At 58.0% G+C, this 22,005-nt stretch carries 23 protein-coding genes and 1 other RNA gene; 15 read left to right on the top strand and 9 right to left on the bottom strand.

Annotation, left to right across the window (positions count from 1 at the left end; translation table 11 throughout):
• The first annotated feature begins 23 nt into the window (after window positions 1–23).
• The 5 genes from lon to F3I21_RS05965 all read left to right on the top strand — a co-directional run bounded on the left by lon (window position 24) and on the right by F3I21_RS05965 (window position 5,941).
• Window positions 24–2,378, top strand: coding sequence for an endopeptidase La (gene lon / locus F3I21_RS05985; RefSeq protein WP_059010556.1), 2,355 nt, complete (start codon window positions 24–26; stop codon window positions 2,376–2,378).
• Between the two features lie 212 nt (window positions 2,379–2,590).
• Window positions 2,591–2,863 (top strand): nucleoid-associated protein HU-beta, encoded by a 273-nt coding sequence (hupB, locus tag F3I21_RS05980; protein ID WP_014606441.1) that lies wholly within the window; start codon window positions 2,591–2,593, stop codon window positions 2,861–2,863.
• A 237-nt stretch (window positions 2,864–3,100) separates the two neighbouring features.
• Window positions 3,101–4,969, top strand: coding sequence for a peptidylprolyl isomerase (gene ppiD, locus F3I21_RS05975; RefSeq protein ID WP_150058482.1), 1,869 nt, complete (start codon window positions 3,101–3,103; stop codon window positions 4,967–4,969).
• A 139-nt stretch (window positions 4,970–5,108) separates the two neighbouring features.
• Window positions 5,109–5,432, top strand: coding sequence for a helix-hairpin-helix domain-containing protein (locus tag F3I21_RS05970; protein WP_021507189.1), 324 nt, complete (start codon window positions 5,109–5,111; stop codon window positions 5,430–5,432).
• A 101-nt stretch (window positions 5,433–5,533) separates the two neighbouring features.
• Complete coding sequence (locus F3I21_RS05965; protein WP_058769390.1) at window positions 5,534–5,941, top strand: thioesterase family protein; 408 nt, start codon at window positions 5,534–5,536, stop codon at window positions 5,939–5,941.
• Between the two features lie 44 nt (window positions 5,942–5,985).
• On the opposite strand, the gene queC is transcribed toward F3I21_RS05965, so the two are convergent.
• A complete protein-coding gene (gene queC, locus F3I21_RS05960) occupies window positions 5,986–6,681 on the bottom strand; it encodes a 7-cyano-7-deazaguanine synthase QueC (RefSeq protein WP_150058481.1) in 696 nt (231 codons plus the stop codon).
• Between the two features lie 26 nt (window positions 6,682–6,707).
• Window positions 6,708–8,423 (bottom strand): SgrR family transcriptional regulator, encoded by a 1,716-nt coding sequence (locus F3I21_RS05955; RefSeq protein WP_150058480.1) that lies wholly within the window; start codon window positions 8,421–8,423, stop codon window positions 6,708–6,710.
• A 93-nt stretch (window positions 8,424–8,516) separates the two neighbouring features.
• On the opposite strand from F3I21_RS05955, the gene cof reads away from it, so the two are divergent.
• Window positions 8,517–9,338, top strand: a complete 822-nt coding sequence (gene cof / locus F3I21_RS05950) for an HMP-PP phosphatase (protein ID WP_150058479.1) — start codon at window positions 8,517–8,519, stop codon at window positions 9,336–9,338.
• Between the two features lie 34 nt (window positions 9,339–9,372).
• On the opposite strand, the gene F3I21_RS05945 is transcribed toward cof, so the two are convergent.
• The gene (locus F3I21_RS05945) at window positions 9,373–10,407 is read right to left on the bottom strand and encodes a PLP-dependent cysteine synthase family protein (protein ID WP_021507195.1); all 1,035 of its coding nucleotides are present in this window, start codon (window positions 10,405–10,407) and stop codon (window positions 9,373–9,375) included.
• A 115-nt stretch (window positions 10,408–10,522) separates the two neighbouring features.
• On the opposite strand from F3I21_RS05945, the gene F3I21_RS05940 reads away from it, so the two are divergent.
• The 5 genes from F3I21_RS05940 to amtB all read left to right on the top strand — a co-directional run bounded on the left by F3I21_RS05940 (window position 10,523) and on the right by amtB (window position 16,468).
• Window positions 10,523–10,984 carry an Lrp/AsnC family transcriptional regulator gene (locus F3I21_RS05940; RefSeq protein WP_021507196.1) on the top strand — a complete coding sequence of 154 codons (462 nt, stop codon included), beginning with the start codon at window positions 10,523–10,525 and terminating at the stop codon, window positions 10,982–10,984.
• A gap of 24 nt (window positions 10,985–11,008) precedes the next feature.
• A complete protein-coding gene (locus F3I21_RS05935) occupies window positions 11,009–12,778 on the top strand; it encodes a SmdA family multidrug ABC transporter permease/ATP-binding protein (protein ID WP_058769394.1) in 1,770 nt (589 codons plus the stop codon).
• Window positions 12,771–14,546, top strand: a complete 1,776-nt coding sequence (locus F3I21_RS05930) for a SmdB family multidrug efflux ABC transporter permease/ATP-binding protein (RefSeq protein WP_150058478.1) — start codon at window positions 12,771–12,773, stop codon at window positions 14,544–14,546. The genes F3I21_RS05935 and F3I21_RS05930 overlap by 8 nt, the downstream gene beginning before the upstream one ends.
• Window positions 14,547–14,806: 260 nt before the next feature.
• Window positions 14,807–15,145, top strand: a complete 339-nt coding sequence (gene glnK, locus F3I21_RS05925; RefSeq protein ID WP_007886947.1) for a P-II family nitrogen regulator — start codon at window positions 14,807–14,809, stop codon at window positions 15,143–15,145.
• 33 nt (window positions 15,146–15,178) lie between these two features.
• Window positions 15,179–16,468 (top strand): ammonium transporter AmtB, encoded by a 1,290-nt coding sequence (amtB, locus tag F3I21_RS05920; RefSeq protein WP_058757951.1) that lies wholly within the window; start codon window positions 15,179–15,181, stop codon window positions 16,466–16,468.
• A 73-nt stretch (window positions 16,469–16,541) separates the two neighbouring features.
• Here amtB and tesB read toward each other — a convergent pair whose 3' ends face one another.
• Window positions 16,542–17,405, bottom strand: a complete 864-nt coding sequence (tesB, locus tag F3I21_RS05915; protein ID WP_088516247.1) for an acyl-CoA thioesterase II — start codon at window positions 17,403–17,405, stop codon at window positions 16,542–16,544.
• On the bottom strand, window positions 17,402–17,593 hold the full coding sequence (locus F3I21_RS05910; protein WP_146068777.1) for a hypothetical protein: 192 nt from the start codon (window positions 17,591–17,593) through the stop codon (window positions 17,402–17,404). Before F3I21_RS05910 ends, tesB begins: the two co-directional genes overlap by 4 nt.
• A gap of 15 nt (window positions 17,594–17,608) precedes the next feature.
• On the opposite strand from F3I21_RS05910, the gene F3I21_RS05905 reads away from it, so the two are divergent.
• On the top strand, window positions 17,609–18,166 hold the full coding sequence (locus F3I21_RS05905) for a YbaY family lipoprotein (protein WP_021507201.1): 558 nt from the start codon (window positions 17,609–17,611) through the stop codon (window positions 18,164–18,166).
• 167 nt (window positions 18,167–18,333) lie between these two features.
• Here F3I21_RS05905 and F3I21_RS05900 read toward each other — a convergent pair whose 3' ends face one another.
• The gene (locus tag F3I21_RS05900) at window positions 18,334–18,645 is read right to left on the bottom strand and encodes an MGMT family protein (RefSeq protein ID WP_223815631.1); all 312 of its coding nucleotides are present in this window, start codon (window positions 18,643–18,645) and stop codon (window positions 18,334–18,336) included.
• Window positions 18,646–18,821: 176 nt separating this feature from the next.
• Between F3I21_RS05900 and ffs the strand changes: the two genes are divergently transcribed.
• Window positions 18,822–18,918, top strand: an RNA gene (gene ffs, locus F3I21_RS05895) — signal recognition particle sRNA small type.
• Between the two features lie 128 nt (window positions 18,919–19,046).
• On the opposite strand, the gene F3I21_RS05890 is transcribed toward ffs, so the two are convergent.
• The 3 genes from F3I21_RS05890 to F3I21_RS05880 all read right to left on the bottom strand — a co-directional run bounded on the left by F3I21_RS05890 (window position 19,047) and on the right by F3I21_RS05880 (window position 20,166).
• Entirely contained in the window at window positions 19,047–19,265 is a 219-nt protein-coding gene (locus tag F3I21_RS05890) for an HHA domain-containing protein (RefSeq protein WP_021507203.1), read from the bottom strand.
• A 24-nt stretch (window positions 19,266–19,289) separates the two neighbouring features.
• Window positions 19,290–19,667, bottom strand: coding sequence for an Hha toxicity modulator TomB (gene tomB / locus F3I21_RS05885; protein ID WP_021313568.1), 378 nt, complete (start codon window positions 19,665–19,667; stop codon window positions 19,290–19,292).
• A 145-nt stretch (window positions 19,668–19,812) separates the two neighbouring features.
• Window positions 19,813–20,166: a hypothetical protein gene (locus F3I21_RS05880; protein ID WP_031279656.1), complete on the bottom strand. Its 354-nt coding sequence runs from the start codon at window positions 20,164–20,166 to the stop codon at window positions 19,813–19,815.
• A 327-nt stretch (window positions 20,167–20,493) separates the two neighbouring features.
• On the opposite strand from F3I21_RS05880, the gene F3I21_RS05875 reads away from it, so the two are divergent.
• Window positions 20,494–21,150: a metal ABC transporter ATP-binding protein gene (locus F3I21_RS05875; RefSeq protein ID WP_021507205.1), complete on the top strand. Its 657-nt coding sequence runs from the start codon at window positions 20,494–20,496 to the stop codon at window positions 21,148–21,150.
• A complete protein-coding gene (locus F3I21_RS05870; protein ID WP_150058476.1) occupies window positions 21,147–21,986 on the top strand; it encodes a metal ABC transporter permease in 840 nt (279 codons plus the stop codon). Before F3I21_RS05875 ends, F3I21_RS05870 begins: the two co-directional genes overlap by 4 nt.
• Window positions 21,987–22,005: the final 19 nt, after the last annotated feature.

The raw sequence follows: 22,005 nt of genomic DNA, 5'->3' as shown, positions 1-22,005 counted from the left end.
ACATTAAACTAAGAGAGAGCTCTATGAATCCTGAGCGTTCTGAACGCATTGAAATCCCCGTGTTGCCGTTGCGCGACGTGGTGGTTTATCCGCACATGGTAATTCCGTTGTTTGTTGGTCGGGAAAAATCGATTCGTTGCCTCGAAGCGGCGATGGATCATGACAAGAAGATCATGCTGGTTGCCCAGAAAGAGGCTTCAACGGATGAACCTGGTATTAACGATCTCTTCGCGGTAGGGACCGTTGCTTCCGTACTGCAGATGCTGAAACTGCCAGACGGTACCGTTAAGGTGCTGGTGGAAGGTCTTCAGCGCGCACACATCACCACTTTAGCGGACAATGGCGACCACTTTGTTGCCCAGGCCGAATACCTGATCTCGCCGGAAATTGAAGAGCGCGAGCAGGAAGTGCTGGTGCGTACCGCCATCAATCAGTTTGAAGGCTACATCAAGCTGAACAAAAAAATCCCGCCGGAGGTGCTGACTTCACTCAACAGCATCGACGACGCGGCGCGTCTCGCCGACACCGTGGCGGCGCACATGCCGCTTAAGCTGGCTGACAAACAGTCAGTGCTGGAGATGTCCGACATCAATGAGCGTCTGGAATATCTCATGGCGATGATGGAATCGGAAATCGATCTGCTGCAGGTTGAGAAGCGTATTCGCAACCGCGTTAAAAAGCAGATGGAGAAAAGCCAGCGCGAGTACTATCTGAATGAGCAAATGAAAGCGATTCAGAAAGAGCTGGGCGAGATGGATGATGCGCCGGATGAATACGAAGCGCTGAAACGCAAAATCGACGCGGCGAAAATGCCGGCTGAGGCTCGCGAGAAGGCCGAAGCTGAACTGCAGAAGCTGAAGATGATGTCACCGATGTCAGCGGAAGCCACCGTGGTGCGCGGCTACATCGACTGGATGGTGCAGGTACCGTGGAACGCGCGCAGCAAGGTGAAAAAAGACCTGCGGAAAGCGCAGGAGACGCTGGATACCGACCATTACGGTCTGGAGCGCGTGAAAGACCGCATCCTTGAGTATCTTGCGGTGCAGAGTCGCGTCAGCAAAATTAAAGGGCCGATTCTGTGTCTGGTCGGACCGCCGGGCGTGGGTAAAACCTCGCTGGGACAGTCAATCGCCAAAGCCACTGGCCGTAAATATGTGCGTATGGCGCTCGGCGGCGTGCGTGACGAAGCGGAAATCCGCGGCCACCGTCGTACCTATATCGGGTCGATGCCGGGCAAACTGATCCAGAAAATGGCCAAAGTCGGCGTGAAAAACCCGCTGTTCCTGCTGGATGAGATCGACAAAATGTCATCCGACATGCGCGGCGATCCGGCTTCAGCGCTGCTGGAGGTACTGGATCCGGAGCAGAACATTGCGTTCAACGATCACTATCTGGAAGTGGATTACGATCTGTCAGATGTGATGTTTGTGGCAACCTCCAACTCCATGAACATTCCGGCTCCGCTGCTGGATCGTATGGAAGTGATTCGTCTCTCCGGCTACACCGAAGATGAGAAGCTCAACATCGCTAAACAGCACCTGCTGCCGAAGCAGATCGAGCGTAATGCGCTGAAAGAGAAAGAGATCAGCGTTGACGACAGCGCCATTATCGGCATTATCCGCTATTACACCCGTGAAGCGGGCGTGCGTAGCCTGGAGCGCGAACTCTCCAAGCTGTGCCGTAAAGCGGTAAAAGCGCTGCTGATGGACAAAGCGAAAAAGAGCATCAAAATCACCGGCGAAAACCTCAAGGATTTCCTGGGCGTGCAGCGCTTTGACTACGGCCGTGCCGACAGCGAAAACCGTGTTGGTCAGGTCACCGGCCTGGCGTGGACCGAAGTGGGCGGCGATCTGCTCACCATCGAAACCGCCTGCGTGCCGGGCAAAGGCAAGCTGACCTACACCGGTTCACTCGGTGAGGTGATGCAGGAGTCCATCCAGGCGGCGCTGACAGTAGTCCGCGCCCGTGCGGAGAAACTCGGCATCAACGGCGACTTCTATGAGAAGCGTGACATCCACGTGCACGTACCGGAAGGAGCGACGCCGAAAGATGGTCCGAGCGCCGGTATCGCGATGTGTACCGCGCTGGTCTCCTGTCTGACCGGTAACCCGGTGCGTTCGGACGTGGCGATGACCGGCGAGATTACGCTGCGCGGTCAGGTACTGCCGATTGGTGGCCTGAAAGAGAAACTGCTGGCGGCGCATCGCGGCGGCATCAAAACCGTGCTGATCCCGGACGAAAACAAGCGCGATCTGGAAGAGATTCCACAGAACGTGATTGCCGATCTGTCGATCCATCCGGTGAAGCGTATTGAAGAAGTGCTGAGCCTGGCGCTGGAAAATGCCCCGTACGGGATGCAGGTTGCCACGGCAAAATAGTGATTAGCGACAAAAAGCGCTAAAAAGCGAAGCTGGCAGGCCAAATCGGGCTTGCCAGCTTTTTTTTGTGCCGCTAATTTAGGGGGCTGCTGGATCAACGATTAAGATGAATACCGTTGTTTCAGCTCCACAGGCTTGATATAACTGGCTGCGCGTTCGCACCGGGCGGGAAGCGCGGGTGCGAGTGAATAATAAAAGAGGGGATGAAGAGAGTGAATAAGTCACAGTTGATCGACAAAATTGCTGCGGACGCTGACATTTCTAAAGCGGCAGCGGGACGTGTGTTAGATGCATTCATGGGCTCCGTTTCTGACGCGCTGAAAGGCGGTGACGAAGTGGCACTGGTCGGTTTCGGTACCTTCTCTGTACGCGAGCGTGCTGCCCGCACCGGCCGTAACCCACAAACCGGTAAAGAAATCACCATCCCGGCTGGTAAAGTACCGGGCTTCCGTGCAGGTAAAGCACTGAAAGACGCCGTCAATTAATGACCGCTGACCTGTCCATCGAAGCATTTTCTTCCATGGATTGAGGACGAAAAAGGCGTTCTCATGTAACATACGGGCACATCATTTTTGATGTGCCTTTTTTTATCTTGATGCGCGACTTTAGCCGCTGGCTTCAGTCTCCGCATGGTTGCCAGCTGCCAGCCTGAACCGCAGCTGCACGATGATGACATCGTGTCAGAGCTTTACATCCACACTACAGCGGAGTGTTGTCATACCATGATGGACAATTTACGCGCGGCGTCGAACCATGTCGTGCTCAAGATCATTCTGGGATTGATCATCCTGTCATTCGTACTGACCGGGGTGGGCAACTACCTGATTGGCGGTAACAGCGATTACGCTGCCAAAGTGAACGGCCATGAAATTAGCCGCGGTGAGCTGGAACAGGCGTTTAACAACGAGCGCAACCGTCAGCAGCAGATGCTGGGCGACCAGTTCTCGCAGCTGGCCAGCAACGACGGCTACATGCAGCAGATGCGCCAGCAGGCGCTGTCACAGTTGATCGATCAGGCGCTGCTCGATCAGTACATCAAAGATCTGCACATTGGCATCAGCGACGATCAGGTGAAGCAGGCTATTTTCAATCAGCAGGCTTTCCAGACCAACGGTAAGTTCGACAACGCGAAATACAACGGCCTGATCGCCAGCATGGGCTTCAGTGCCGATCAGTACGCCGAAGCGCTGCGCAAGCAGCTGGCGACGCAGCAGCTGATTAACGCCATCGCCAATACCGACTTCATGCTGAAGGGTGAAACCAGCAAGCTGGTGGATCTGGTCTCGCAGCAGCGTGAGATTCGTCAGGCGGTGATTGACGTTAATGCGCTGGCCGCGAAACAAACTGCCAGCGACGACGAAATTAATCAGTACTACCAGCAGCATCAGAGCAGCTTTATGGCACCTGAGCAGTTCCGCGTCAGTTACATCAAAATGGATGCGGCCAGCCTGCAGGAGAACGCCAGCGAAGCGGATATTCAGAGCTGGTACGATCAGCACAAAGCCGATTATTCACAGCCGCAGCGCAACCGTTACAGCATCATTCAGACCAAAACCGAAGCCGATGCCAACGCAGTGCTGGATGCGCTGAAAAAGGGCGAGGATTTCGCCACGCTGGCGAAGAGCAAATCCATCGACCCAATCTCTGCGCGTAAAGGCGGCGACATGGGCTGGCTGGAGCCGAACACCACGCCGGATGAGCTGAAAAACGCCAACCTGACGCAGAAAGGCCAGCTGTCTGGCGTGATCAAGTCCTCAGTCGGTTTCCTGGTGGTGCGTCTGGACGATATCCAGCCAGAGCAGGTTAAACCGCTGGCGGAGGTGCACGACGCGGTGGCGGATAAAGTGAAGCAGGAAAAAGCCGTCGACGCCTTCTATAAGATGCAGCAGAAGGTGAGCGAAGCCGCCAGCAACGACAACGAATCCCTGGCGGGCGCCGCACAGGCATCTGGCCTGAAAGTGGTGGAAACGGGCTGGATCACCCGCGATAACGTGCCGGCCGATCTCGATTTCGATGCGGTTAAACAGGCGATCTTCAACGGTGGCCTGACCGGTCAGAACGGCGCGCCGGGCAACAACTCTGACATCATCAGCGTCGATGGCGATCGGGCGTTTGTGTTGCGCATCAGCGAGCACAAACCGGAAGCGGTTAAACCGCTGGATCAGGTCAAAGCGCAGATTGCCGACAGCCTGAAGCATGACAAAGCGACGCAGCAGGCCAAAGCGCAGGCAGACAAATTGCTGGCCGAGCTGAAAGCGGGCAAACAGGACGCGCTGCAGGCGGCTGGCCTGACGCTGAGCGTCAGCAAAACCGTCGATCGCAACGCGCAGGATCCGGTGGCACAGGCCGCATTCAACCTGCCACAGCCGGCGGATAACCAGCCGTCGTGGGGTGTCAGCGAAGATATGCAGGGCAACGTGGTACTGGTCGCGCTGGATAAGGTCAGCGCGGGCAACATGCCGCAGGCGCAGATCGACGAAATGGTGAAAGGCGTGACGCAAAACAACGCGCAGATTGCCTTTGAAGCGCTGCTGGAAAACCTGCGTAAAGAGGCGAAGATTAAGTACGGCACCGCCGCACAAAACCAGTAAGCCTCACAAAAAAAGGTAAACTGCTGCAATACCGAAAGGCCGCTTCTGCGGCCTTTTCCATTTCTGATCATCGCCTTTTGAGTGCGTTTCTCGCTTGTGCCACCCTGCAGTGGCTGTCAAACACAAGGAGAAACACAGCATGGTTAAATCAACATTTCGTGCCTTTTGCATCACGCTGGCGCTGGGCGGCGCGCTCTGGACCAGCGGACTGGCGGCGGCGGAAAGCCCCAGTGAAACGCAGGCGACGCAGGTGTCCACGCCGCAGCCGGAACAGGTCAGCATCAATCAGGCCACGGCCGAGCAGCTGGCCGCCGCCATGAACGGTATTGGACTGAAAAAAGCGCAGGCGATTGTCAGCTATCGTGAGCAGTACGGGCCCTTCAGCGCCATCGAGCAGCTGAAAGAAGTACCGGGTATTGGCAGTGCGCTGGTGGAGCGGAACAGCGCGCGGCTGAAATTGTGAAGCGGCTCGCGACTCTGAAGGATTGCTAAAGCGGCCCATCAGGCTGTGCTATGCTCAACAGGTCCAACCAGTTGTCATTCACAGCCTGAACAGGAGCAATCATGCAAACCACCATCAAAGTGCGCGGCTATCATCTTGACGTCTATCAGCATGTGAACAATGCGCGCTACCTGGAATTTCTGGAAGAGGCGCGCTGGCAGTGGCTGGAAGATGCCGATGCCTTTCACTGGCTGCTGGAGCAGCAGCTGGCGTTTGTGGTGGTGAATATCAACATTAACTATCGTCGTCCGGCGGTGCTGGGCGACGTGCTGCACATAGAGAGCGAGGTCTCGCAGCTCAACGGCAAAAGCGGCATTATTTTACAGCGGGTGGTGCTGGCGGGTGATAACACGCTGGTGGCGGATGCGGCGCTGACCTTCGTCTGCATCGATTTGCGCACGCAAAAAACCGTGCCGCTGGAAGGGGAGTTACGTGAACGCCTGGCGGCATTGATGACCGCGCCTTCCTGAGCTGGCATGCCCTGACAGCACGCCAGCCCGCAGCGCGGCCGCAATCAGCGCAGGCCGCTTTTCTGTTTCATCGCCGCCATCACGCTGGCCGCATTGGCCTGGTAATCGGCCAGGCCACGTGCGCGCAGGTGGCAGGCCGCGCACTCGCCACAGCCGTCGCCTTTAACGCCGTTGTAGCAGGTTAGCGTCTCCGAGCGGACCAGCGGCAGCTGCTGCCAGTAGTCCGCCAGCGCCCAGGTTTCTGCTTTATTCAGCCACATCAGCGGCGTTTCAAAACGCACGTCGCGCGCCATGCCCAGGCTGACAGCGTTGTTCAGCGCTTTGACAAACTCGTCACGGCAATCCGGGTAACCGGAAAAATCGGTTTCACACACGCCGGTGATCACCGCTTCGGCTTCCACTTGATAAGCATAAATTGAGGCCAGCGTCAGAAACAGGATGTTACGCCCCGGTACGAAGGTGCTGGGCAGGCCGCTGGCCTGTGGATTGTAGGCCGGTACCGGAATGTTATCGCGCGTCAGGCTGCTGACCGCCAGTTCATTGAGCAGCGTTACGTCCAGCACTTTGTGTGCCCGCGCGCCCAGCTGGTGCGCCAGCTCTGCGGCGACGTTGATCTCTTCGCGATGGCGCTGACCATAATCAAAGGTCACGCAGTGCACTTCATCATACTGCTGCAGCGCCTGAATCAGACAGGTGGTGGAGTCTTGTCCGCCACTGAATACGACAACGGCTCGTTTCATGTTTTCTTCCCCATAAATCAGTGCGCCTATGGTACTGGCTCTGGCGCGGGCTGAACAGCACCGCCTGCGGCAGGCGGCGGGATCCAGGCGCGGGTGAAATCGAACCAGCCCATGCTGTTAAGCTGAATACCTTCGACGCCTGGCGGAGCAAACACCTGGTAGCGATAGTTAAACAGCGGCAGCAAATGGCCGTCGCGCATTAACTGCTGAAACAGCTGATGAATCGCGGCGCTGCGCAGTGCCGGATTGGCCTGACGGGCGATAGCGTGCAGCGGTGCCTGCAGTACCGCCGGACGCAGCGGTTGCCAGGCCGCATCATTTTCCAGCCAGTTCACCAGGGTAAACTGCGGCGCATCACCAATCAGACGGTCGCCCATGATGATGTCGGCGTCACTCAGATCGATGTCGTCGCGCCAGCTTTTGACGTCGTGAAATACGCAGGTGAGGGTACAGCCCTGTGCCGCCAGCAGCGGCACCAGCGCCTGCGCCATGACGTGCAGTTCGATGGGCAGGTGATAATGCAGCGTCAGCGTTGCGGGCAGTGTGCCTTCCGGGCGGTGCGGGGCGGGCAGCGGCCAGCCGGGCAGCAGCTCTGCGGTTGGCGTAATTAAGCCTTCATCCAGCGGCAGCTGCTGAATAACGCCGCTGTGCTGAATCAGCGCGAGCAGCGTTTTGGCCTGCGCCTGGCTGAAGCGAGCCGAGAAACGCGGCGCCAGATAACAGAAACCGAGACTGATGCTGCGATCCACCGGCCGCAGCGTGTCCAGCTCGTCGGGATCGCCAATGGCGATCTGCACCGGATGGCGACAGCTGGTGCCCAGCCCGCGATCGAACAGCTGCGGTGTAATCCAGTATTCCACTACCTGAATCAGCGGACGCTGATGGTGCCAGCGCGCATGGCTCTCCAGCCGCACCAGCTCGCGGGTAAAGTGCGTCAGGCGCCACGGTCCGCTGCCGGTATCGGCATGCTCCGGATGCGGCAGCAGGCAAAACTGATGCGCCAGCCGCTGCGGCAGCCAGTAATCGCTGGTGCGCAGCTGGATACGCAGTGCCAGCGGATGTGGCGCATCGATGTGTTCCACCGCCGCCAGCAGACGGCCGCCCTGCGGCGTCTGCATGATACGTTGCAACTGCTGGACCAGCTGTGCCGCCTGCACCGGTTCGTCGTTGTGCCAGCTGAGCAGTGGTCGCAGCCAGAAATACCATTCGCGGCCCTGCGCATCGTGCTGCCAGTGATGTGCCAGATCGCCCTCGACATCATCCGCGTTAAAGCGCGTCAGGCCGGAGAAAATCTGGCGTACCAGATGCTGCTCGGCGCGTCCGGTGAGCTGCAGCGGATCCAGCGCCTCCATCGCGCGATAATAGGGAATGCGCAGCACCGGCGCCTGATTCTGCCACTGGCCGCCCATCAGTGGGCGCAGCATTTTCACCAGCCGTTCAGGCGCGACATCCAGCACCTGCAGCGCCTGTACCGCTTCACCGGCTGCCAGCTGCTGGCTGAGCAATTGCTGACGCAGCTGTTCGGGAGAGAGCAGAAAGCGCAGTTCGCCCTGTTTACCGCGTCCCGCCGCACCGTGCCACTGCAGCCAGCCCGCCTGCTGCCACTGCCGCAGCAGGGTACGCACGTGGCGCTCGCTGCAAAAGCAGTGCTGCGCCATGGCCGCAACGCTGATGCGCTGCGCTTCGCCCTGGCTAAGCTGCCACAGGCGCTGAAACTGATTAACCCGATGAAGCTGTCGCATGATTAAACCCGGAACAGTTTTTTGAAAGTATTCACTATTAGTTCCGTAATTACCAGGCGATAGTAAACCCCTCATTCAGACCGGAGAGTTCCTATGGCCCGCCTCGCGGCATTTGATATGGACGGTACACTGCTGCTGCCTACCCACCGTTTAGGTGCGGAGACGCTGCAGAGCCTCAACGCCTTACATCAGCGTGGCGTTACACTGGCGTTTGCCACGGGGCGTCACCTGCTGGATATGCAGGCAGTACGTCAGCAGATCACCTTGCCCGCCTGGCTGATCACCGGTAACGGCACGCGCATTCACGATGTCGAGGGCAGGCAGCTGTACGGCTGTGATTTAGCGCCGTCGGTGGCGGAAGAGGTATTGCACAGTCACTGGCAAACTCCCGCATCGATCCACATCTTTAATGACGAAGGCTGGTTTACCGATAAACCGCTCCCGGGATTGCTGGAAGCGCACGCGATGAGCGGGTTTCACTATCAGCTGCGTGATTTACGCCGCATGCCGGCACATGAAGTCACCAAGATCTGCTTTATCGCGCCGTATGAGATGCTGCTGGCGCTGAAGATTGAACTGCAACAGGCGCTCGGCGATCGCGCCAGCCTGTGCTTCTCCGCCAGGGAGTGTCTGGAAGTTTTGTCGGTTGATTGCCACAAAGGCGCCGCGCTGGCGCGGCTGTGCCAGCATCTGTCGCTGTCGCTGGCGGATTGCATGGCATTTGGCGATGCGATGAACGACCGCGAAATGCTGGAGCGCGTCGGGCGCGGTTTTATCATGGGCAACGCCATGCATCAGCTGAAAACCTCGCTGCCCCATTTACCGATTATTGGCCATTGCGAGACACAGGCGGTGTCTCACTACTTAAATCACTGGATGACCACACCACACCTCGATTATTCCCCCGAATGCTGAGGCTTACAGTGAACCGGACAGGATGTCCGGTTTTTTATTGCAGCTCGCGCTGCCACGCCTGAATATCGCCGATCTGCTCAGCGACCCACTGCGGATTGTAATAGGTATCCGGATAGCGCTCGCCGCTGTCACACAGCAGCGTGACCAGCGCAGCGGACTGCCCCTGCGCGCGCAGCCGTTTTGCCACCTGCAGCATGCCCCAGAAATTGGTGCCGGTAGAGGCGCCCGGACGCCGGCCGAGAATCTGCTCCAGCCTTAACATGGCCGCCACGGTGGCGCCATCCGGCACTTTCATCATTTCGTCAATCACATCCGGTAAAAACGACGGCTCAACGCGCGGGCGACCAATCCCCTCAATCAGGCTGCCGCGCTCGCTGCGCAGCGTACGATCGCGGCTGTGCCAGTAATCGAAAAACACCGAGTGTTGCGGATCGACCACCAGCAGGCGCGTGTCGTGGCCCTGATAGCGGATGTAGCGCCCCAGCGTAGCCGAGGTGCCGCCGGTGCCGGCGCTCATGATCAGGGTGTGTGGCACCGGGAAAGGTTCATGCGCCATCTGGCGGAAAATGCTTTCGGCAATATTGTTGTTGCCGCGCCAGTCGGTGGCGCGTTCGGCGTAGGTAAACTGATCCATAAAATGGCCGTTGAGTTCACGCGCCAGACGCTCGGATTCGCTGTACAGCTGGCACGGATCGGCGACGAAGTGGCACTCCCCGCCGTAAAAGCGGATCAGCTCGATTTTGCGCCGTGCGGTACTGGCTGGCATCACGGCGATAAACGGCAGGCCGAGCAGACGGGCAAAATAGGCTTCCGACACCGCGGTGCTGCCGGAGGAGGCTTCGATGATCGGCGTGTTTTCTCCAATCCAGCCATTGGCCAGACCATAGAGAAACAGCGAACGCGCCAGGCGATGTTTCAGGCTGCCGCTTGGATGGGTGCTTTCATCCTTAAGATAAAAGCGAATGCCGGGGAAATCGTCCAGCGTAAAACGGATCAGGTGCGTATCAGCGGAGCGCTGAAAGTCGGCGTTAATTTCATTGATAGCGTGGCGAACCCAGGGCGTTTGCATGGTGCGATTCCGGCAGCGAGATTGCGCTCAGTGTAAGGCACTGGCAGGAAAAAGAGGTTGCTAAAAGTTGGTTATAATCGGCAAATAAGAGAAAATTTTTCTCCTGAGGTGGCGAATGCTAGATAAAACTGACCGCACACTGCTGGCGCTGCTGCAAAAAGACTGCACGCTGTCGCTGCAGGCGCTGGCCGATGCGGTGAATCTCACCACCACGCCGTGCTGGAAACGCCTGAAAAAGCTGGAAGATGATGGCATTATTCGGGCGCGCGTCGCGTTGCTGGATGGTGAAAAGCTCGGCCTGTCGCTTACCGCCTTTATGCTGATCAAAACCCAGCAGCACAGCAGCGACTGGTTTCAGCAGTTTGTCGCGGTGGTACAGCAGATGCCGGAAGTGATGGCCTTCTACCGCATGGCGGGCGAGTACGACTACCTGCTGCGCATTCAGGTGGCCGATATGAAGAGCTACGACGCGTTTTACAAGCGTCTGGTTAACGGCGTGCCGGGGCTGATTGACGTCACCTCCAGCTTCGCTATGGAAGAGATTAAATACACCACCGCCTTGCCGGTAGCGCCCTGAACGGGCATCACAAGAGATTGTTTTGTGCGATTATTCAGCCAGTTAAGTTGGTATTTTTTGCGCGAGTGGCGGCGCTATCTGGGCGCCATCAGCTTGCTGATTATCATTGCGCTGCTGCAGCTGCTGCCTCCGCATCTGGTCGGCGTAATTGTCGACGGCGTGACCCAGCACAGCCTTACGCGCGGCGAAATTTTTCTGTGGATCGGCGTGATGCTGGTGACCGCAGTGATTGTCTATTTGCTGCGCTACGTCTGGCGCGTGCTGTTGTTCGGCGCCTCTTACCAGCTGGCGGTGGAGCTGCGCGAAGACTTTTACCGCCAGCTTAGCCGCCAGCATCCGGCATTTTACCTGCGCCACCGTACCGGCGATCTGATTGCGCGCGCGACCAACGATGTCGATCGCGTGGTGTTTGCCGCGGGTGAAGGGGTGCTGACGCTGGTGGATTCGCTGGTGATGGGGCTGGTCGTGCTGGCGGTAATGAGCGTGCAGATCAGCTGGGAGCTGACGCTGCTGGCGCTGATTCCCATGCCGATTATGGCGCTGGTGATTCAGAAAGACGGCGCGCGCCTGCATCAGCGCTTCAAAGTGGCGCAGGCGGCGTTCTCCAGCCTGAACGATCAAACGCAGGAGAGTCTGACCAGCATCCGCATGATCAAAGCCTTTGGCCTGGAAGATCATCAGTCGAGCCAGTTTGCCGATATCGCCAGCGACACCGGCCGCAAAAATCTGCACGTGGCGCGCGTCGATGCGCGCTTCGATCCCATCATTTATATTGCCGTGGGCTTTTCGAATCTGCTGGCGATTGGCGGTGGCGGCTGGATGGTGTGGCACGGTTCACTAACGCTCGGGCAGCTCACCAGCTTCGTCATGTATTTAGGGCTGATGATTTGGCCGATGCTGGCGCTGGCGTGGATGATTAACATCGTCGAGCGCGGCAGCGCCGCGTGGAGCCGTATTGGCGCGCTGCTGGCGGAAGCGCCTGCGGTTGAGGATGGTCAGCAGCCACTGCCGGCGGATGCGGGCTTGCTGCAGGTGGCGATCCGCGCCTTCCACTATCCGGCGAGCAGCGCGCCGGTGCTGAGCAACGTGCATTTCCAGCTACAACCCGGGCAGATGCTTGGGCTGTGCGGGCCAACCGGCTGCGGCAAAAGCACGCTGCTGAGCCTGATTCAGCGCCATTTTGATATCGATCAGGGCGAGATTTGCTATCACGCCATTCCGCTGCCGCAGCTGCGGCTGGACAGCTGGCGCAGCCGGCTGGCGGTGGTCAGCCAGACGCCGTTCCTGTTTTCCGATACCGTTGCGAATAACCTGGCGCTGGGTCGCCCGGAGGCAACGCAGGAAGAGATCGAGCGCGTGGCGCAGATGGCCTGCGTGCACGATGACATACTGCGTCTGCCACAGGGGTACGCTACCGAAGTGGGCGAGCGCGGTGTCATGCTCTCTGGCGGGCAGAAACAGCGCATCGCCATTGCGCGTGCGCTGTTGCTCAACGCGGAGATTCTGATCCTCGACGATGCGCTGTCGGCGGTTGATGGCCGTACCGAACATGAAATCCTGCATAACCTGCGCCAGTGGGGCAAAGGGCGCACGCTGATCATCAGCGCGCATCGGCTGTCGGCGCTGACCGAAGCCAGCGAGATTCTGGTATTGCAGCAGGGCGCAGTGGCACAGCGCGGCGATCACGATACGCTGGCGGCGCAGCCGGGCTGGTATCGCGATATGTATCGCTATCAGCAGCTGGAAGCCGCGCTGGATGAGGACGAGTCAGAACAGGGAGCCGACCATGGCTAAATCGCAACGCTTATGGCCAACGCTGAAACGCCTGCTGGCTTACGGTAAACCGTGGCGCAAATCGCTGTGGCTGGCCGTCGGCATGCTGTGGATCGCTGCCGCTGCCGAAGTCACCGGCCCGGTGCTGGTGAGCTATTTTATCGATAACCTGGTGGCTAAACACCAGATGCCGTGGGGCATCGTGGCCGGGCTGCTGGTGGGCTTTGTGCTGCTACAGCTGCTGGCAGCGGGTCTGCACTATTTCCAGGCGCTGCTGTTTAACCGCGCGGCGATTGGCGTTGTGCAGCAGCTGCGTGTCGACGTGATGAATGCGGCGCTGCGCCAGCCGCTCAGTGCCTTCGATACCCAGCCGGTGGGGCAGATTATTTCGCGCGTCACCAACGACACTGAAGTGATCAAAGATCTTTACGTCACGGTGGTGGCCACTGTGCTGCGCAGCGCTGCGCTGATTGGCGCGATGCTGGTGGCGATGTTTGCACTCGACTGGCGTATGGCGCTGGTGGCGCTGGTGATTTTCCCGCTGGTGTTAACGGTGATGCTGATCTATCAGCGCTACAGCACGCCGATTGCGCGCCGCGTACGTAGCTATCTGGCCGAAATCAATAATGGCTTCAACGAAGTGATTAACGGCATGAGTGTGATCCAGCAGTTTCGCCAGCAGGCGCGCTTTGGCGAGCGCATGGGCGAAGCCAGCCGTTCACACTATCTGGCGCGGATGGAGACGTTGAGGCTGGACGGCTTTCTGCTGCGTCCGCTGCTCAGCCTGTTTTCTGCACTGATTTTGTGCGGTCTGCTAATGCTGTTCAGCTTTGCCACACCGGGTGTGTTTGAGGTTGGCGTGCTTTACGCTTTTATCACTTACCTTGGCCGCCTTAACGAGCCACTGATCGAGCTCACCACGCAGCAGTCAATGCTGCAGCAGGCGGTGGTGTCAGGCGAGCGTATTTTTGAACTGATGGATGCGGCGCAGCAGGGCTACGGCAGTGACGCTCAGCCGCTGGCTTCCGGGCGTATCACCCTGCGCGATGTCAGCTTTGCCTACCGCGACAACCGCGACGTGCTCAGCCATATCAACCTCGAAGTGCCGGCGCGCGGCTTCGTGGCACTGGTCGGCCATACCGGCAGCGGCAAAAGCACCTTAGCCAATCTGCTGATGGGCTACTATCCGGTGACGCGCGGCAGCATTGAGCTGGATGGCCGCTCGCTGCGCCAGCTGACGCACGATGCGCTGCGCGGCAGCGTGGCGATGGTGCAACAGGATCCGGTGGTACTGGCCGATACGCTGCTGGCCAACGTGCGCCTGGGACGCGATATCAGCGAAGAGGATGTGTGGCGCGCGCTGGAGAAGGTGCAGCTGGCACCGCTGGCCCGCGCGATGCGCGACGGTATTCATACCCGGCTCGGTGAGCAGGGGAACACGCTGTCGGTCGGGCAGAAGCAGCTGCTGGCGCTGGCACGCGTGCTGGTGTCGCTGCCGCAGATTCTGATCCTCGATGAGGCCACTGCCAATATCGACTCAGGCACCGAGCAGGCGATTCAGCAGGCGCTGCGCACGCTGCGCCAGCACAGCACGCTGGTGGTGATTGCTCACCGTCTTTCCACCATCACCGAAGCGGATCAGATTCTGGTGCTGCACCGTGGTCAGGTAGTCGAACGCGGCACACACACCGAACTGCTGGCGCAGCAGGGCCGTTACTGGCAGATGTACCAGCTGCAGCAGGCTGGCGATGAACTCGCGGCGGGCATACCCGCAACGGCAGAGGGGTGATTTGCACCTTTTTTGCGCAGATTTATCGGAATGTTCTGTATTGATGCACTCCTTTGAGGCCGTAAGCACCAAAGGAGTGCAGTAAAGTCCCACCTTTCTGTTTTTCCGAATGAAAACCTTGCCCGTTACGCCATACCGGAGCGCAGATACTCTGCGCCCGGCAGCCTTAGCGCGTACTTTTGCCATTTGTGGCACAGCCTTTGCTTAACTCTCTGCGTGTCCGCGAAGACTCACCTATTTTTATATCCGGAGGGGAACGTATGAAGCTGGTTACCGTGGTAATCAAACCATTTAAGCTGGAGGACGTGCGTGAAGCCTTATCCTCCATTGGCATTCAGGGCCTGACAGTGACCGAAGTGAAAGGCTTCGGTCGTCAGAAAGGCCATGCAGAACTGTACCGCGGTGCCGAGTACAGCGTTAACTTCCTGCCAAAAGTAAAAATCGATATTGCGATTGCGGACGATCAGCTGGATGAAGTGGTGGATGTGATCAGCAAAGCCGCGTACACCGGCAAAATTGGCGACGGCAAAATTTTCGTCGCGGAACTGCAGCGCGTGATTCGTATTCGTACCGGCGAGACCGACGAAGCAGCACTGTAACTGGGGCTCTGAATTGTGATGGGATGGAAAGAAATGAATAAAGTAATGACTAAGTTGGGCCTCACCAGCCTGGCGCTGTTACCGTCTCTTGCGATGGCAGCTGCGCCTGCCGTAGCGGATAAAGCCGATAACGCGTTTATGATGATTTGTACCGCGCTGGTACTGTTCATGACGATTCCCGGCATTGCTCTGTTTTACGGCGGCCTGATTCGCGGCAAAAACGTGCTGTCGATGCTGACGCAGGTCGCGGTGACGTTCGCGTTAGTGTGCGTACTGTGGATCGTCTACGGCTACTCGCTGGCGTTCAGCGAAGGCAATGCCTTCTTCGGTAACTTCCAGTGGGCGATGCTGAAAAATATCGAGCTGAAAGCGGTGATGGGCAGCTTCTATCAGTACATTCACGTGGCGTTCCAGGCTTCCTTCGCCTGTATCACCGTGGGGCTGATTGTTGGTTCGCTGGCTGAGCGTATTCGCTTCTCGGCGGTACTGATTTTCGTGCTGGTGTGGCTGACGCTGGCCTATCTGCCTATCGCACATATGGTGTGGGCTGGCGGCTTCCTGGCACAGGATGGCGCGCTGGACTTCGCTGGCGGTACCGTGGTGCACATCAACGCCGCCGTTGCCGGTCTGGTTGGTGCTTACCTGGTAGGCAAGCGTGCTGGCTTCGGTAAAGAAGCGTTCAAACCGCATAACCTGCCGATGGTGTTTACCGGTACCGCGATTCTGTACGTTGGCTGGTTCGGCTTCAACGCCGGCTCTGCGTCTTCCGCTAACGAAATCGCGGCGCTGGCCTTCCTGAATACCGTGGTGGCCACTGCGGGTGCCGTGCTGTCGTGGGTGTTCGGTGAGTGGGCGCTGCGCGGTAAGCCTTCACTGCTGGGTGCGTCTTCTGGCTTCATCGCCGGTCTGGTTGCCATCACGCCAGCCTGTGGTTATGTCGGCGTCGGCGGCGCACTGATTATCGGTCTGGCCGGTGGCCTGGCAGGTATCTGGGGTGTGACCACGCTGAAGAAATGGCTGCGCGTGGATGATCCGTGCGACGTGTTCGGTGTGCACGGCGTGTGCGGTATCCTCGGTTGTGTCCTGACCGGCGTGTTTGCCTCCTCGTCACTGGGCGGCGTCGGCTACGCAGAAGGCGTGACTATGGGCCATCAGGTTTGGGTTCAGCTGTTCAGCTGTGGCCTGACCATCGTCTGGTCTGGCGTGGTCGCCTTCATCGGCTTCAAGCTGGCAGATATGATTGTTGGCCTGCGCGTACCGGAAGAACAGGAACGTGAAGGTCTGGATGTGAACAGCCACGGCGAGAACGCTTACAACCAGTAAGTGCCGGCTGGCAGAAGAGCAGTGCGCTATAACTATAATGATGAGAAAGGGGGCGAGATAATCGCCCCTTTTTTTATGCTTCGCGCTGACGCATTACCCCTTCCTGCACCGTCGTCGCCACCAGCGTGCCGTCCTGGCTGAAGAACTCACCGCGCACGAAGCCGCGTGCGCCCGACGCTGAGGTGCTTACCACGCTGTACAGGAGCCACTCGGAGAGATCGAATGGACGGTGGAACCACATGGAGTGATCAATCGTTGCCACCTGCATATCCGGCTCAAGGAAGCCTTTGCCATGCGGCTGCAGCGCGACCGGCAGAAAGTTGAGATCGGAAGCGTAGCCCAGCAGATATTGATGAATGCGGCGATCGTCCGGCAGCTGACCATTGGCACGCACCCAGACCTGGCGCAGCGGCTCATCAACGTGGCCTTTCAGCGGATTGTGGATCTGCACCGGACGGATATCCAGTGGGCGCTCGGCGAGGAATTTTTCTTTCAGCTTGAGCGGCAGGTGCGCAGCCAGCCGGTGGGCGAGATCCTGCTCGGAGGGCAGGTTATCGGGTCCCGGCACCTGCGGCATGCTGTTCTGATGTTCGAAGCCATCTTCCGGTGCCTGAAAGGAGGCGGTCATGTAGAAGATCGGCTGACCGTTTTGTACGGCGCTGACGCGGCGGGCGCTGAAGCTTTTGCCGTCGCGCAGGGTTTCCACATCGTAAATAATGGCTTTCTGGCTGTCGCCCGGGCGCAGAAAGTAGCTGTGGAAGGAGTGAATGATACGGGCTTCCGGCACGGTTTGTTTTGCCGCATATAGCGCCTGTCCCACCACCTGGCCGCCAAACACCTGGCGCAGGCCGAGGTCTTCACTCTGCCCACGAAACAGGCCTTCTTCCAGTTTTTCCAGATTCAATAAATTAAGCAGGTTATGCAGTGCCTGGCTCATAACGGATTCCTCAGTGATGCCAATGGCGTCAGTGTGAAAGATCCGACCAGTTTGCGCAACGCTTTTACCCGGTTTTCAGCAGCATGGCGGGGCTTCAGGCGCAAAGCGGATTTTTGTGCCAGAATTAACAGCAATCGGCGGTGGAAAACCCAGCCAATAAATTTACCGCCGACAATCATAGTGTTCATAAGGAGACGACATCGATGAAACTCTGGCATGTAATTAGCGGTATGACACTGGCGGTGGCAATCACAGGCTGTGCCGATCACAGTAAACCCGTGCCGACGCCAACTTTAGGCGCCAGCGTGGCCGGGCAGCCGTCGGCAATTGCCCAGCCGAACGTAAGCGGTTCCGTCTATATTCGCCAGCGTATTGCGCTGCCGCCGGATGCGGTGCTGACCGTGACGCTGGCCGATGCGTCACTGGCGGACGCGCCGTCCAAAGTGCTGTCACAGCGTGTGGTTCGCACCGAGGGCAAACAGGCACCGTTCCAGTTTGTGCTGCCCTTTAACCCGGCCGATATCCAGCCGAACGCGCGCATTTTGCTGAGCGCAGCGATCACCATCGACGGCAAGCTGGCGTTTATTACCGATACGGTGAAACCGGTGATTAATCAGGGTGGAACGAAAGCGGAACTGCTGCTGGTACCAGTGACCAATATGGCGATGCCAACCCAGCCGGGCGCTGCTACCACCGTGCCTTCGACGTCGCCAACCCAGGTTACGCCGTCAGCCTCCGTGCCGGCACCAACCAGTCTGTAAGTTGAAACGGGAGACAGCGCGTTACGGCAGCTGCGCCAGAATGGCACTGCAGAAAGTAAAGGCGCTGTCTCGTCCCTGATCGCTCGGCACACGCCATCCCTGGCGTGTGACGCTTTACTTTCTGCAGTGCCATTCCCGCGCCTTAAAGGGAGTGCGGCCTGTCAGCATTAATACTCCCAGCGATACTTTGTCAGTTCAATTTCTCCCGCATCACTCACTTCAATACCTTCGGCTTCCAGCGCATCGCGCTGACGAAAAAGATCATCGCCCTGCAGCGAAATACGACCATGACGATTTATCACGCGGAACCACGGCAGTTTACTGCCTGGCGGCAGGCGTCGCAGCACGCCGCCCACCTGACGTGCGGCGCGCGGTGAACCGGCCAGCAGCGCGACATCGCCGTAGGTCGTCACTTTACCGGCAGGAATAGCGGCAACAATTTGCCAGACGCGCTCGGAAAAATTGCTCTGTTCACTCACTGACGCACCTCGTCTGCGGGAAAAGCGCCACTTTAGCATGCGATTGCGGCTATCTGCAGGGTTTTGCCGCCGGCCTGTTCAAGAAACCAACGGTTGCCCGGCCTGCGCTTGCAATTGCCAGGGGCTTCCCCGATAATGCCAGCGCTCTCAACATGAGAGCTCGTCAATGGGGGCCCTGTTGGTTCTCCCGCAACGCTAACTTGTGAACTCGGTCAGGTCCGGAAGGAAGCAGCCGCAGCAGGCGACGCGTGTGCCGGGATGTAGCTGGCAGGGCCTCCACCATTTCTGCCCATGCAAAATCACTGCGCGCAATGCGGCACAGCACCGTATCGGCACTCCTTTGCCTGCCTGTCATCCGTGGAAATAAAGGTGAGTAACGAAGCGACCTGCGGGGAGAAAACTTAGCGGACGTACTTCCAGACAGATCCGGGCACTTTGTCATAGAGCTTGTTCATGGTCAGCTCGGCCAGACGGTGATCGGCTGCGGAGTAGAATACCGCTAACTCATCATCGGGTAATTCATACTTGTTCTTTTCAATCACCCGTTCAAGGGTGTCAATTGAGCGACAACGACGCAGTCGCATCAAATAGTCTGTTTTGGTTAAGGCTGGGTTGCTCATAAATAAACCGGTCTCACTCTGATGCTAAAAGGAATGGCTGGGTTGCTGGAGATAAGCGCACTCTTCGGCAAACAGATTAAATAAGCGTTTTGCTGAACGTTGCCACCGTTGAAGATCCTGAGTATTGATTCCATAGCTGCTAAACAGCATAAAGGTATCATCAAGATATTCATCGATTTGCGTAATCAGCGCTTCATCTTCAACATGCTTAATTTTGTAATTCATCGTGAAAGAGGCGATATGCTCAATCAAATCGTTGAGCTGTAAATTGCCTGGCGAAGTAGGATCATTAACCCAGCCGTGATGGCTGTCGGTTAGCGTCGCCATACTTTCGTCAAACAGGTTCTCACACAGAAATTTAAGCTGGGCAATATCATGCCGTTTCGGTGAGTATTCGTCCATCTTTTTCCCCTCCATAGCGAGCACAGTTACCGCGACGCGGCGAGATTTGGAAAAGCTACCAGGGAGCGATCACGAATAAAAAGAATTCAGCGACCTTTTAAATATAATCCACAATCATTAGTTTTGCTCACCCAATTACTAAATATTACAATTCGTCGCACGGTGACGGGCGGGTATTGTCTATCACCTCAAACACCAGTGCACCGGGCGTTGTCTGGAACATAACTTCTTCACGTTGGGTAAAGGTTTCATTTAAATCAAGGCAGGGATTAAATAAATCCCACGTGAAATCGTAAAGCATTTTAAATCGTTTGTGGCCGACGGGCTGAATGGAAATAATGGTAAAACTGTCCGGAACTAATTGCGCGTTTTGAGAATACCATTGTAAATCGCCGGCAAGGTCCTGGGCTATTTTGAGAATATTCCCCTGGATAATCTGGCGTAACTTGCCGCAATCATCCTCATTCACATCAATATCACTATGAATAATAGACTGCATTTTGCATCCCGTAAAAAGCAAGGAGAGTTCTATCATTGGCTTTCAGCCCGGACATTGCAAGCCATTGGTAAACAGAAAGGGCGATTGCTGCGATGGGCGCTGGCTTGATGGCACAAATCGCCCAGGCGTATCGCCGCTGATCAATTTTTGAAACACTTTCGTCCGCGCGTCGCGATGATGCCATCAGGTAGTATATTGTTATGTTATAACATTTTGGTTGCCTATCATGAATCACAGTGGATTACTTCTCTCGCTCGGCGGGCGCCTGCTGGTAGCGCTACTGCTGAGTAGCCTGCTGGCTTTAGCCATCGTCTGGGGCCTGCACCAATGATGCGTTTTCATCGTCTGCAGGGCGGCTATCAGGGCAGGGCGGTGACGCCGGTGGTGAATGGCGAACTGGCGGCCGGCAGTATGACGGCACTGGTCGGGGCCAACGGAACGGGCAAATCAACCTTGCTCAAAACTATCGCCGGACTGCTGCCGCCAGTGGCGGGACGCTGTGAACTGCAGCTGCCGCGAAAAGCGCTGGGCTGGTTGCCGCAGCGTAGCGAGCTGGACACCCGCTTCCCGCTCACCGTCTATGAGCTGGTGGCAATGGGCTGTTGGCCGCGCTGCGGCTGGTTCGGTGGCATCACGCGTGCGCTGAGGCAGGAGATTGATGCCGCGCTGGAGGCGGTGCAGATGCGCGATTTCGCCACTGCGCAGCCCGCGATGCTCTCCGGCGGGCAGTTGCAGCGCGTGCTGTTTGCGCGCCTGATGCTCCAGCGCAGTCAGCTCTGGCTGCTGGACGAACCCTTCAACGGCATTGATACGCCGACGATAACCTTACTGATGTCGATTCTCGAACAGCAGCAGCGGGCGGGCACCACGCTGCTGGTGGTGCTGCACGACAAGCTGCTGGTGGCGCGCCATTTTCGTGATGTGCTGTCGCTGGATGAGCGCGACAGTGCGCAGCAACCGCGGCTGTGCCGGGTGGCGTCATGACGTTACTCCAGCCGTTTATTGAGTTTGGTTTTATGCGCCGGGCGCTGGTGGCCTGCATGGCGCTGGCGATCAGTGCAACGCCGCTCGGCGTCTTTCTCTCGCTGCGCCGTATGAGCCTGGTGGGCGATGCGCTGTCCCATGCGGTACTGCCGGGCGCCGCCATCGGCTATCTGGTGTCCGGCCTGTCGCTGGTGGCGATGGGCATTGGCGGCCTGATTGCCGGGCTGGCGGTGGCGCTGCTGTCCGGTGCGGTCAGCCGTTACACCCACCTGAAGGAGGATGCCAGCTTTTCCGGCTTCTATCTGGGTTCGCTGGCGCTCGGCGTCACGCTGGTATCACTGCGCGGTTCCAGTGTCGATCTGCTGCACGTGTTGTTCGGCTCGCTGCTGGCGGTGGATAACGGCGCGATTGTGCTGGTTGGCAGCATCGCCGCGTTCACCCTGCTGATGCTGGCCGTGATGTTCCGGCCGCTGGTCATTGATGCCTTTGATCCTGATTTTCTGCGTGCGCAGGGGAGATGGAGCGCACCGCTGGTGCACGGCATTTTCCTCACGCTGGTGGTGCTGAATCTGGTGGCGGGTTTTCAGGTGCTCGGCACGCTGATGTCCGTTGGGCTGATGATGTTGCCCGCCACCAGCGCGCGCTTCTGGAGCCGTCACCTTACGCGCATGCTGGCGATTGCCATGCTGCTGGCGCTGATCGCCGCCTTTATCGGCCTGTTGCTCTCCTGGCACTATGCCCTGCCTGCCGGACCGGCGGTGGTACTGAGTGCGGCCGTACTGTTTTTGCTGTCTGTGTTGACAGGACCATGTGGCGGCCTGCTGCGCCGTCGATAATAAGATGACAAGGGGATAG

The sequence above is a fragment of the Pantoea sp. B_9 genome (assembly GCF_008632015.1).
Lineage (GTDB): Bacteria > Pseudomonadota > Gammaproteobacteria > Enterobacterales > Enterobacteriaceae > Pantoea > Pantoea dispersa.
Note: the sequence above shows the minus strand (reverse complement) of the source record. Positions and strands in the feature narration are given on the sequence as shown.

Excerpts from the sequence above, each read along its gene's own strand:
- F3I21_RS05940 (WP_021507196.1), top strand. The coding sequence starts at position 10,523 with ATGCTAGATAAAACTGACCGCACACTGCTGGCGCTGCTGCAAAAAGAC.
- F3I21_RS05930 (WP_150058478.1), top strand. The coding sequence starts at position 12,771 with ATGGCTAAATCGCAACGCTTATGGCCAACGCTGAAACGCCTGCTGGCT.
- F3I21_RS05890 (WP_021507203.1), bottom strand. The coding sequence starts at position 19,265 with ATGAGCAACCCAGCCTTAACCAAAACAGACTATTTGATGCGACTGCGT.
- ppiD (WP_150058482.1), top strand. The coding sequence starts at position 3,101 with ATGATGGACAATTTACGCGCGGCGTCGAACCATGTCGTGCTCAAGATC.
- F3I21_RS05970 (WP_021507189.1), top strand. The coding sequence starts at position 5,109 with ATGGTTAAATCAACATTTCGTGCCTTTTGCATCACGCTGGCGCTGGGC.
- amtB (WP_058757951.1), top strand. The coding sequence starts at position 15,179 with ATGAATAAAGTAATGACTAAGTTGGGCCTCACCAGCCTGGCGCTGTTA.
- F3I21_RS05945 (WP_021507195.1), bottom strand. The coding sequence starts at position 10,407 with ATGCAAACGCCCTGGGTTCGCCACGCTATCAATGAAATTAACGCCGAC.
- tomB (WP_021313568.1), bottom strand. The coding sequence starts at position 19,667 with ATGGACGAATACTCACCGAAACGGCATGATATTGCCCAGCTTAAATTT.
- lon (WP_059010556.1), top strand. The coding sequence starts at position 24 with ATGAATCCTGAGCGTTCTGAACGCATTGAAATCCCCGTGTTGCCGTTG.
- F3I21_RS05910 (WP_146068777.1), bottom strand. The coding sequence starts at position 17,593 with ATGAACACTATGATTGTCGGCGGTAAATTTATTGGCTGGGTTTTCCAC.
- F3I21_RS05955 (WP_150058480.1), bottom strand. The coding sequence starts at position 8,423 with ATGCGACAGCTTCATCGGGTTAATCAGTTTCAGCGCCTGTGGCAGCTT.
- F3I21_RS05875 (WP_021507205.1), top strand. The coding sequence starts at position 20,494 with ATGATGCGTTTTCATCGTCTGCAGGGCGGCTATCAGGGCAGGGCGGTG.
- F3I21_RS05880 (WP_031279656.1), bottom strand. The coding sequence starts at position 20,166 with ATGCAGTCTATTATTCATAGTGATATTGATGTGAATGAGGATGATTGC.
- F3I21_RS05870 (WP_150058476.1), top strand. The coding sequence starts at position 21,147 with ATGACGTTACTCCAGCCGTTTATTGAGTTTGGTTTTATGCGCCGGGCG.
- glnK (WP_007886947.1), top strand. The coding sequence starts at position 14,807 with ATGAAGCTGGTTACCGTGGTAATCAAACCATTTAAGCTGGAGGACGTG.
- tesB (WP_088516247.1), bottom strand. The coding sequence starts at position 17,405 with ATGAGCCAGGCACTGCATAACCTGCTTAATTTATTGAATCTGGAAAAA.
- cof (WP_150058479.1), top strand. The coding sequence starts at position 8,517 with ATGGCCCGCCTCGCGGCATTTGATATGGACGGTACACTGCTGCTGCCT.
- F3I21_RS05905 (WP_021507201.1), top strand. The coding sequence starts at position 17,609 with ATGAAACTCTGGCATGTAATTAGCGGTATGACACTGGCGGTGGCAATC.
- queC (WP_150058481.1), bottom strand. The coding sequence starts at position 6,681 with ATGAAACGAGCCGTTGTCGTATTCAGTGGCGGACAAGACTCCACCACC.
- F3I21_RS05965 (WP_058769390.1), top strand. The coding sequence starts at position 5,534 with ATGCAAACCACCATCAAAGTGCGCGGCTATCATCTTGACGTCTATCAG.